An 8637-nucleotide genomic window follows, 5' to 3' on the forward strand; every position below is an offset into this window, starting at 1 on the left:
CGTTGGAGGCGGGCGGTGAGCTGGCGGGGGTACGCCTGGCGTACGAGACATGGGGGCGGCTCGCGCCGGACGGCTCCAACGCGGTCCTCGTGCTGCACGCGCTCACCGGTGACAGCCATGTCAGCGGACCGGCGGGCCCCGGCCATCCGACGCCGGGCTGGTGGGACGGGCTGATCGGGCCCGGCCGGGCGCTGGACACCGGGCGCTGGTTCGTCGTGGCGCCCAATGTGCTCGGCGGCTGCCAGGGCAGCACCGGCCCGTCCTCCGTCCGTGCCGACGGGCGGCCGTGGGGCGGGACGTTCCCGTTCCTGACCACCCGGGACCAGACGGCGGCCGAGGTCGCCCTCGCCGATCTGCTGGGCATCGGGCGCTGGGCGCTGGTCGTCGGCGGCTCGATGGGCGGGATGCGGGCCCTGGAGTGGGCGGTGGGGTGGCCGGAGCGGGTGGCGGCGCTGCTGCTGCTCGCCTGTACGGCCGCCGCGAGCGCCGAGCAGATCGCCTGGTCGGGACTGCAACTGCGGTCCATCCGGGCCGATCCCCGCTGGCGCGGCGGCCACTACCACGACGCCGCTCCCGGCGAGGGTCCGCATGAGGGCCTGGGACAGGCACGCCGTCTCGCGCAGATCACCTACCGGGCCACGGCCGAGCTGGAGGCACGGTTCGCGCGGGCGCCCCAGGGCGCCGAGGACCCCTGGCGCGGTGGCCGCTACCAGGTGGAGTCCTATCTCGACCACCACGCGGCGAAGCTGGCGCGCCGGTTCGACGCGGGCAGTTATGTGGTGCTGACCGAGGCGATGAACAGCCATGACATCGGCCGGGACCGGGGCGGGGTGGCCGCCGCGCTGCGCCGGGTGACGGCCCGGACGCTGGTGGCCGGGGTGGACTCGGACCGGCTCTATCCCCTGTCGCAACAGCACGTGCTCGCCGACGGGATCGCGGGCGCCGACGGTCTGCGGGTGATCGAGTCCCCCTACGGCCATGACGGCTTCCTGCTGGAGACCCCCCGGGTCGCCGATCTCGTGCGGGAGCTGCTGCCGCGCCAGGTGTGACGCCCCGGGGGGCCGGGTCCGCGACGGAGCGCCGCCCTCCCCCGGACGACATCCAGGGAGGGGCGCCGCGGTGTCCGGCGCCGGGCCCTGTCCCGGGGCGCTCCCCCCGGCTTCGCCCGGGAGCACACCACCCCCTCAGGGCTCCGGCCACCCGGCGCCTTCCCCCGCGTGGCCGGAGCCCCGGACGGGTGTCCGGCGCCCACAGCGAACAGCGGTAATCTCATCGGCACATAGACCTGTCGGGAGTTCCCACCAGTGGGTAATCAGGGGAGAGTCACCAACGTGTCGTCACGCACAGTGCCTGCGGCGGGCTGGGTCGTCACACTGCTCACGGCCGCCCTCGCGGGTGTGGTGGTGCTGGCCTTCCAGGCGGAGCAGAATCCGCTCAAGCGCACCACGCTGACCAACGCGCCCGGCTCCCGTCCCGGCCCCGCCCCCTCCACCGCGCCCAAGGCCCCGCCCACGCTCCCGGAGCGGTCCGGGAGCGGCCGCCGGGTGGTCTACTCCCTGGAGCTGGCCCGGGTCTGGCTGGTCGAGCCCGGCGACAAGGTCGCCCGTACCTTCTCCGTCTGGCCGGGCACGGTCCATCCCGACGCGGGCTCCTACACGGTGACCTTCCGCCGCAAGGAGGGCACCGGCAGCGATGGGGTGAAGATCCAGAACGCGGTCTACTTCGGCCGCTCCTCCGCCTTCTCGAACGCGGTCGACGGCTCGTCCCCGCCGCCCACCCTCAACCTGAAGACGGGCGCGATCCGCGAACGCGCGGAGGACGGGCTGGCGATGTGGGACTTCGCGACGAAGGGCACGACCGTCGTCGTGGTGCAGTAGCCCTCCGGGCGCCGGCCCGGCCGACGCGCGTCGGTGAGGGAGGGCGGGCCGGTCAGCGGCGGGGCAGCGGGAAGACGACCGGGCTGCGCAGTCCGTTGCGGCCGATCGCCCGTACCCCGAAGAAGACGTTGTCCTTCGACAGCTCGATCCGGTGGCGGGTGGTGTTCCCCACCGGGACCACATGGGTCCACTCGGGCGCGCTGGTCTCCCGCCAGACGATCTCGTACCCGGCCGTGTCGCTCTCCTCGCTCCGGCGCCAGACCAGTTCGGTGGCGTTGGTCAGCTCACCGGTGAGGACCCGGACGTCCGCCGGGGTGCCGGGGGCGTGGGCCAGGCTCCAGAGAGTGGCGGCGTTGACCCGGGCCACCCGGGCGATATACGCGTGATCGCAGAAATCGGGCAGGTCTCCGTACCGTACGCCGTCCTCGGTGCGGACGTTCTGGTGCTGGTGGGCGTAGTTCTCGGCGGGCTCGGTGAAGCGGGCGGCCGGGAAGCCGCGTTCCAGGAAGGGGATGTGGTCACCGCCCCGCAGATAGCGGTCACGGCGGTGGATCACCCGGACGCGCATGCCGGTCGCCTCGTTCTCGGCCACATCGCGGACGAAGCGGGCGAGCTGGCGGGAGGGCGAGTCGTTCTCACCGCCGACCGAGCGGCGCACGGCGGCCTCCGCCGGGGTCTCGGAGGAGGGGACGCCCTCGGCGAAGAGCCGGACCGCGAAGGGGTCCTCGGTACCGTCCTCGGCGACGGGACTGCCAACGATGTCATTGGTGAACATGGACTGGACGTCCACACCCGCCGCCTTGAACGCGGCGGCCATGTGCGCGGCCCCGTACAGCCCCTGCTCCTCCCCCGCCACGGCGGCGAAGACCAGGGTCGCGGCGGGTCTGGCCCGGGCGAACACCCGGGCCAGTTCCAGGACGACGGCGACGCCCGAGGCGTCGTCATCGGCGCCGGGCGCGTCGCTCACGGCGTCCATGGGGTCGCTGGCGCGGGAGTCGTAGTGGCCGGAGACGACATGGACGCGGCCGGGATCGGTGGTGCCGCGCAGGGTCGCCACGACATTGGTGATGCGGGTGGGCTCGGGGATACGGGGGCCGGGCTCCTGGACGAAGCTCTGGAGCCGCACCGACATCCGGCCGCCGCTGACGGCCGCGTACCGCTTGAGTTCGCCGAAGAGCCAGTCCCGGGCGGCGCCGATGCCCCGGCGGGGGTCGTCCTGGCTGGAGAGGGTGTGCCGGGTGCCGAAGGAGGCGAGGGCGCGCACCGTGCGCTCCACCCGTTCCTCGTCGATCCGGGCGAGCAGCTCCCGCAGCTCCCGGCCGGGCCGCTGGGCGGTGGCGGGCAGCCCGGCGCCGGGCGGGGGGTAGGGGGCCGGTCCTGGTGGCGCGGAGACGGCCGTGGCCGGAAGCGCGGTGGCTCCGGTCAGCGCGGTGCCGAGCAGGGCGGTTCCGGTGGTGGCGATGAGGGCACGGCGCGGTGTGGTGCGTGGTGGGGGGACAGCGTCTTCCCGTGGGGTGTGCTGCGACATGCCGTCATCGTCCGCCTACCCCGGGTACATGACAAGACCACGCAACTGCGGGGCGGGGCGGAACGGCCCCCCGGTACCTGGGGCGACGCGGGTGGCCATCACGGTCGGCCGCCGGGCCGGTGGACGCGCGGCCGGACGCCGGTGACCGGCGCGGGGACCGCCGCCCGTGGCCGAGGCCCGTGACCGGGACGGGGGGGCCGCTGCCGGTGACCGGCGTACGTGGCCGACGGACGTGACCGACGGACGTGACCGGTGCGCGTGACAGCTTCCCGTGACCGGCGTACGTGACCACTGTCCGGGACCGCTGTCCGGGACCGGCGTCCGGGACCGGCGGACGTCACCCGCCTACGGAGGCACCGCGCGCGACGGGACCGCACGCCCGGACCGCGTGCCCGGCCGGAAACCGGTCAGCCGCCCGAGACGGCCCGCAGATGGGACTTGCCACGGCGGACGTTGGGCGTGCCCGCGCCGTGCCGCTCCCGCAGCACCAGCGTCATCCGGGTGTACCCCCGGTCCTGGAGCGTGGAAGGGGTCTCGTCCACGATCCGGCACTCGGAGCGGCCGTACTGGGGGTCGGGGTGGAGCAACGGCCGCACGGCGCCGTCGTGGTGGACGGCCGCCGCGCCCGTGGCGCGCATCCAGTGCGGAAGGCCGCAGCGGTAGGCCGCGTCCATGATGGGGTCGTCGGCGATGTCGCTGCGAATGGCCTGAAGTACACCGTCGTCCTCGTACCGCTCCAGCGCCGACTCCAGCTGGGCGAGGAGCGGCAGACACCAGCTCGTCTCGCGGTCGCCCAGCACCGTACCGGCGTCGGGGTGGAAGAGGACGAAGCGCAGGAAGTTCTGGTCCGGCATCGCGGTGGGGTGCTGGCCCATCCCCCGGAAGAGGGTGTGGAAGGCGGGGTTGACATGGGTGACGTCCCAGCGCCGGTCGTAGAGGACCGAGGGCAGCGGGACGGTGTCCATCATCGCCGCGTAATCGCGGAGGTACGCGAGGGTGCCCGGGTCGGTGACGGCGGCGGGCTCGGAGGAGACCGACGGTCCGGGGGGCGGTGTACGGACGTTGACATAGGGACGGACGGGACCCGAGGGAAAGGCGGGACCCGAGGGACGGGCCGGTCCCAGCGGGATGGTGGTGCGCGCGGCGGGGCCGAACGGGCGGGACGGTTCACTGTCCAGGGCGAGCCGGAAGAGCCAGCCGCCCTGCTGGTCGCTCATCTCCAACGCGTCGACCAGGGCGTAGAGGTTCTCCTCGGTCCAGTCGGAGCGGGTGGCGGCCTCCCACTCGGCGTACTCGCCGGTGGTGATGCCGAGCCGGGCGGCGACGTCCGCGACGCCGAGTCCCAGCTCTTCCCTGCGCTCGCGCAGTATCTCGGCGAGTCTCCTGGACCTCAGCGTTCCGCGGCTTGTCCCACGCCCGTGGACACCCGGACGGCCATTGCCCGCCATGTGTGTCATCGAGAACGCCACCCTTCTCGAAGTCCCGCTGCGGCAGCGCCCTGTGGATCTTCACCCCGCCTGGCGATCCTGCTACCGGAAGCGCAACGATGTCAACTATCGTGGCATTCAGTGTCGCTGAGCGCCGAGATCTCGCCACAACTGTGGCAAGAGCTGGTTGCGCTTCCCTGAAACGGTTAACCTCCGGGCAGCCCCTTGTGTGCGGAGCCATCTCGTGTGATCTAGGAGACCTACTGGTGACAGACGGCTTCTTGGTTCCGGGCCCGGCGGCCGCAGACCTTGTGGCGGCGTCCGTCGCCCGGGTCGCCGAACTCGCGGACAGACTCGGACTGAGCCACGGCGAGGTCTTCGACGTCCACCTGCTCTCGGAGGCATCCGGAGTCCCCGCCGACGTGGTCGGTGCCCTGCTCACGGGGCGTCCCGCGGGCGAACCGGACCTCCAGGCGCGCTTCCTCCAGCGGTTCGACCTGCTGCGCCGAACACGGCTGAAGCCCAACGGCCGCCGCTACACCCAGCAGGAGATCGCCGACGGCGCCGGAATGTCCCGGCAGCAGGCGGGCGCCCTCATCAACGGCGACCGCCGCCCCACGATGGAGCACTGCGACGCCATCCAGCGGTTCTTCGGCGTCCACGCGGGCTTCCTGACCGCCGAGGACCCCGACGCCCTCCATGACGCGCTGCTCCGCACCGAGCAGCGGCTGCTCCAGGACTGCGCCGACGTCGCCGCCGACGCCGACCCGCTGGAGCGGCTCCTCCAGGACCACGGAGTGCGCGGCATCGCCTGGCGGGCCGCGCAACTGCCCACCGACAAGCACCGCGACAAGGTCACCGAGTGGCTCGACATGCTGCTGGAGAGTGTCAAACCGACAGATCCGGCCGATTCCACGAGGCCCGATGACGTCTGACTGACGGAAACCTGTCTTCAGAACGGGCCGGTGGTCAGGGCAGGGTGGTGCCGCGGGTGTGCCCACGGCCGCTACAGGTGGAGAGGAGAACGGTGAGCATTGGCAAGGAGATGCGTCGGCTCTGCGGCGAACTGGTAGCCGGACTCGATCTGCCAGCCCCGGCCGAGCCCGGCGATCTCTACACCGCGCTCTGCGGCCAGATGAGCAGACGGCGCGGCAGGCCCGTCCGGTACCGCACGGCCACCTTCCCGCCCGGCACCGCGAGCGGACTCTGGCTGGACATGACCGACCAGGACCTGATCGTCATCGAGGAGCGCACCGCGCCCGACCACCAGCTGGTCATTCTCGGCCATGAACTGTGGCATATGAAGGCCGGACACTGCTCCCACCATGTGGAGGGCGCGGCCGTCGCCGCCCGGCTGCTCAGCGACGAGGCCGACCTCCAGGACACCGTCCTCAAGGTCGCCGCGCGCACCCACTTCGACCAGACCGAGGAGAGCGAGGCCGAGAGCTTCGGACTGCTCCTCGGCTCCAAGTGCCGCTCCTGGCTGGCGGGGTCCACCGCGCGCGGACCCCGGCACCGGGAAGGGCTCGCCGGACGGATCGAGGCGTCCCTGGGATACCGCGGGCCCCAGGGCTGATACGTGGACCAGCCGCTCCCGGTGATACTCCCCGGCTCCGTCGCGCCCGGACGCGACCCCCTGGAGCCCAAGGCGGGCCGTGACACCGTCCGCCGCCACAATCTGAGCCTCGTCCTGCGCGCCGTGCGGGACGCCGGGGAGATCACCCGCGCCGGGGTCTCCGCCCGGGTGGGGCTGACCCGTGCCGCGATCTCCTCCCTGGTCGAGCAGTTGCTGGAGTCGGGCTTCCTCTCGGAGTCGGGCAAGACGTTCAGCGGCCAGGCGGGGCGGCCCGGCACGGTCCTGAAGGTGGCGCGGACCGGGGTCGCGGGCATCGGCGTCGAGATCAACGTCGACTATGTGTCGGTCTGTGTGGTCGACCTCGCCGGCACCGACCGGGTCCGGCTGGTCGAGCACCTCGACAACCGGGGCACCCCGCCGGGCCAGGTGCTCCACCGCGCCGCCGCCATCGCCGCGCGGGCGCTGACCTCCGCGCTGGAGCAGGACCTGAGTCCCGTCGGTGTCGCGCTCGCCGTCCCCGGACTCGTCTCGGACGGTACGGTCCGCGAGGCCCCCAACCTCGGCTGGAGCCGGGTGGTGGCCGAGGCCCCCTTCACGGCCGCGCTCGCCGCGCTCTGCCCCGGGCTGCCCGCGCTGCCCATCCGCTCCGAGAACGAGGCCAATCTGGCGGCCCTGGCCGAGCTGTGGTTCGGCGGCTCAGGACGGGTACGGACCTTTCTCTACGTCACGGGCGAGATCGGCGTCGGCGGAGCGCTCGTCCTCAACGGCGAACTCCTGCGCGGCGCGCACGGCTACGCCGGGGAGATCGGCCATGTCGTCGTCGCCCCCGACGGCCCGCGCTGCCGCTGTGGCTCCCGGGGCTGTCTGGAGCAGTACGCGGGACAGAACGCGCTCCTGCGCGCGGCGGGCGTGGACGGGTGCGGCGGCGCCGACGCGGTGACGGAGCTGGAGCGCCGGGCCCGCGCCGGTGACGGACGCGTCCTGGACGCCCTGGAGCGGGCGGGACTGATGCTCGGACGGGTGCTGGCCGGGGCGGTCAACCTCTTCGACCCGGACGCGGTGGTCCTCGGCGGGATCTACCGGGAGCTGACGCCCTGGCTGATGCCACCGGCCGCCCAGGAGCTGTGCGCCGGGGTGGTCTCCGGCCTCTGGCCCGCCGCCGGGAACCGGCTGCGCCCCGCCTCCCCGGCGGCCGACGCCTCCCGGGGTGCGGCGGCGCTGGTGGTCCAGGATGTGCTGACGGACCCGCTCTCCTTCGGGACACGGGTGGTACCGGGCTGAGGGCCCCTCTTTCCGGTCTTTCCGGTCTTTCCGGGCGGGGCGTCACGGCCCTCTCCCGAGGGGTGCGGCGGCGGGTCGTCAACGGGGCGGACGAGCCCGGCCTTTCTGAGCCCCTCGCACCCCTCACACCTTATGAGTAACAGTGGCCATTCCGGCTCGCCGCTCCGCACATCAGGCCCCCGTCCGGAGGCTCCGGCGCCACTCGACGATCCGTGCAACAACCTTTCCCGGCGAACATCGCTGGGACGGTTGTTTCACCCGGGTCCCGGCCTACCGAACAATCCACGCTCGCCGGGAAATGGAAGCAGAGCCACCGGAGAGCCGCCGAGACCGGGTTCCGAGCACACCCCCTCGGCGCGCCACGGCCCCACACCGTGACTCCGTGCCCCCGGCGAGCCGCTGGACAGCGGCCGGCCTCGATCACCACCCGACCACAAGGGGAAAACGATGCGTATGACCGTCAAACGAGCGCTCACCGGCCTCGCCGCGTGTTCCGCCGCCGTCGTCCTGTCGATCACCGTGGCGCCGACGGCGCAGGCGGCCGGGGAGGCGCGGTCCCGGCCCGCTCCCGTGGCGAACCCGGCCGCCGCCCCGGACCCGGCCCCGGGTTCGGCGCTCCAGGGCCGGTTCTGGATCTACGGCGGGCACAACTTCACCGGCAACGAGTACTCGTTCGGCGACACGGACCAGTGGTTCCGCAACAACAACTGGCACGGCAGCACCGCCTCGGTGGACAACGGCGCCAGCTCCGCCGCCAACCTGACCAACCGCGACGGCTTTCTGTGGACCATCGGCAGCGAGGCCGGGACGGCCTGCACGGGCGACTACGTCCACCTCGAACCCAACACCAGCCGGTCCAACCTGGCCCCCTGGAACAACACGGCCAGCTGCCTGGTGCTCACCGGCCCCTGATCTGACCGGGGGTGCCCCGGCGGCACACGCCGGGGC

The 8637-nt window shown here is 73.1% G+C and carries 8 protein-coding genes; 6 read left to right on the forward strand and 2 right to left on the reverse strand.

The window, feature by feature from the left end; translation table 11 throughout:
- The coding region (locus ACFVIM_RS29315; RefSeq protein ID WP_384307514.1) for a homoserine O-acetyltransferase at positions 1-1049 on the forward strand (1049 nt) is incomplete at its 5' end.
- Between the two features lie 282 nt (positions 1050-1331).
- A complete protein-coding gene (locus ACFVIM_RS29320) occupies positions 1332-1877 on the forward strand; it encodes a hypothetical protein (protein WP_384307516.1) in 546 nt (181 codons plus the stop codon).
- Positions 1878-1929: 52 nt separating this feature from the next.
- Here the strand turns inward: ACFVIM_RS29320 and ACFVIM_RS29325 are convergent, their stop codons facing one another.
- A complete protein-coding gene (locus tag ACFVIM_RS29325) occupies positions 1930-3405 on the reverse strand; it encodes a M20/M25/M40 family metallo-hydrolase (RefSeq protein ID WP_384307519.1) in 1476 nt (491 codons plus the stop codon).
- Between the two features lie 407 nt (positions 3406-3812).
- The gene (locus ACFVIM_RS29330) at positions 3813-4862 is read right to left on the reverse strand and encodes a helix-turn-helix domain-containing protein (RefSeq protein ID WP_384307521.1); all 1050 of its coding nucleotides are present in this window, start codon (positions 4860-4862) and stop codon (positions 3813-3815) included.
- 236 nt (positions 4863-5098) lie between these two features.
- Between ACFVIM_RS29330 and ACFVIM_RS29335 the strand changes: the two genes are divergently transcribed.
- From ACFVIM_RS29335 to ACFVIM_RS29350, 4 genes are all read left to right on the forward strand, one after another.
- On the forward strand, positions 5099-5767 hold the full coding sequence (locus ACFVIM_RS29335) for a helix-turn-helix domain-containing protein (RefSeq protein ID WP_384307523.1): 669 nt from the start codon (positions 5099-5101) through the stop codon (positions 5765-5767).
- Positions 5768-5877: 110 nt separating this feature from the next.
- Positions 5878-6408: a toxin-antitoxin system, toxin component gene (locus ACFVIM_RS29340; protein WP_384307531.1), complete on the forward strand. Its 531-nt coding sequence runs from the start codon at positions 5878-5880 to the stop codon at positions 6406-6408.
- A 3-nt stretch (positions 6409-6411) separates the two neighbouring features.
- On the forward strand, positions 6412-7689 hold the full coding sequence (locus ACFVIM_RS29345; RefSeq protein ID WP_384307525.1) for an ROK family protein: 1278 nt from the start codon (positions 6412-6414) through the stop codon (positions 7687-7689).
- Positions 7690-8142: 453 nt separating this feature from the next.
- Complete coding sequence (locus ACFVIM_RS29350; protein ID WP_384307528.1) at positions 8143-8601, forward strand: hypothetical protein; 459 nt, start codon at positions 8143-8145, stop codon at positions 8599-8601.
- Positions 8602-8637 lie beyond the last annotated feature (36 nt).

The organism is Streptomyces sp. NPDC057638 (genome assembly GCF_042800315.1).
GTDB lineage: Bacteria > Actinomycetota > Actinomycetes > Streptomycetales > Streptomycetaceae > Streptomyces.

Excerpts from the sequence above, each read along its gene's own strand:
- ACFVIM_RS29325 (WP_384307519.1), bottom strand. The coding sequence starts at position 3,405 with ATGTCGCAGCACACCCCACGGGAAGACGCTGTCCCCCCACCACGCACC.
- ACFVIM_RS29330 (WP_384307521.1), bottom strand. The coding sequence starts at position 4,862 with ATGACACACATGGCGGGCAATGGCCGTCCGGGTGTCCACGGGCGTGGG.
- ACFVIM_RS29340 (WP_384307531.1), top strand. The coding sequence starts at position 5,878 with ATGCGTCGGCTCTGCGGCGAACTGGTAGCCGGACTCGATCTGCCAGCC.
- ACFVIM_RS29350 (WP_384307528.1), top strand. The coding sequence starts at position 8,143 with ATGACCGTCAAACGAGCGCTCACCGGCCTCGCCGCGTGTTCCGCCGCC.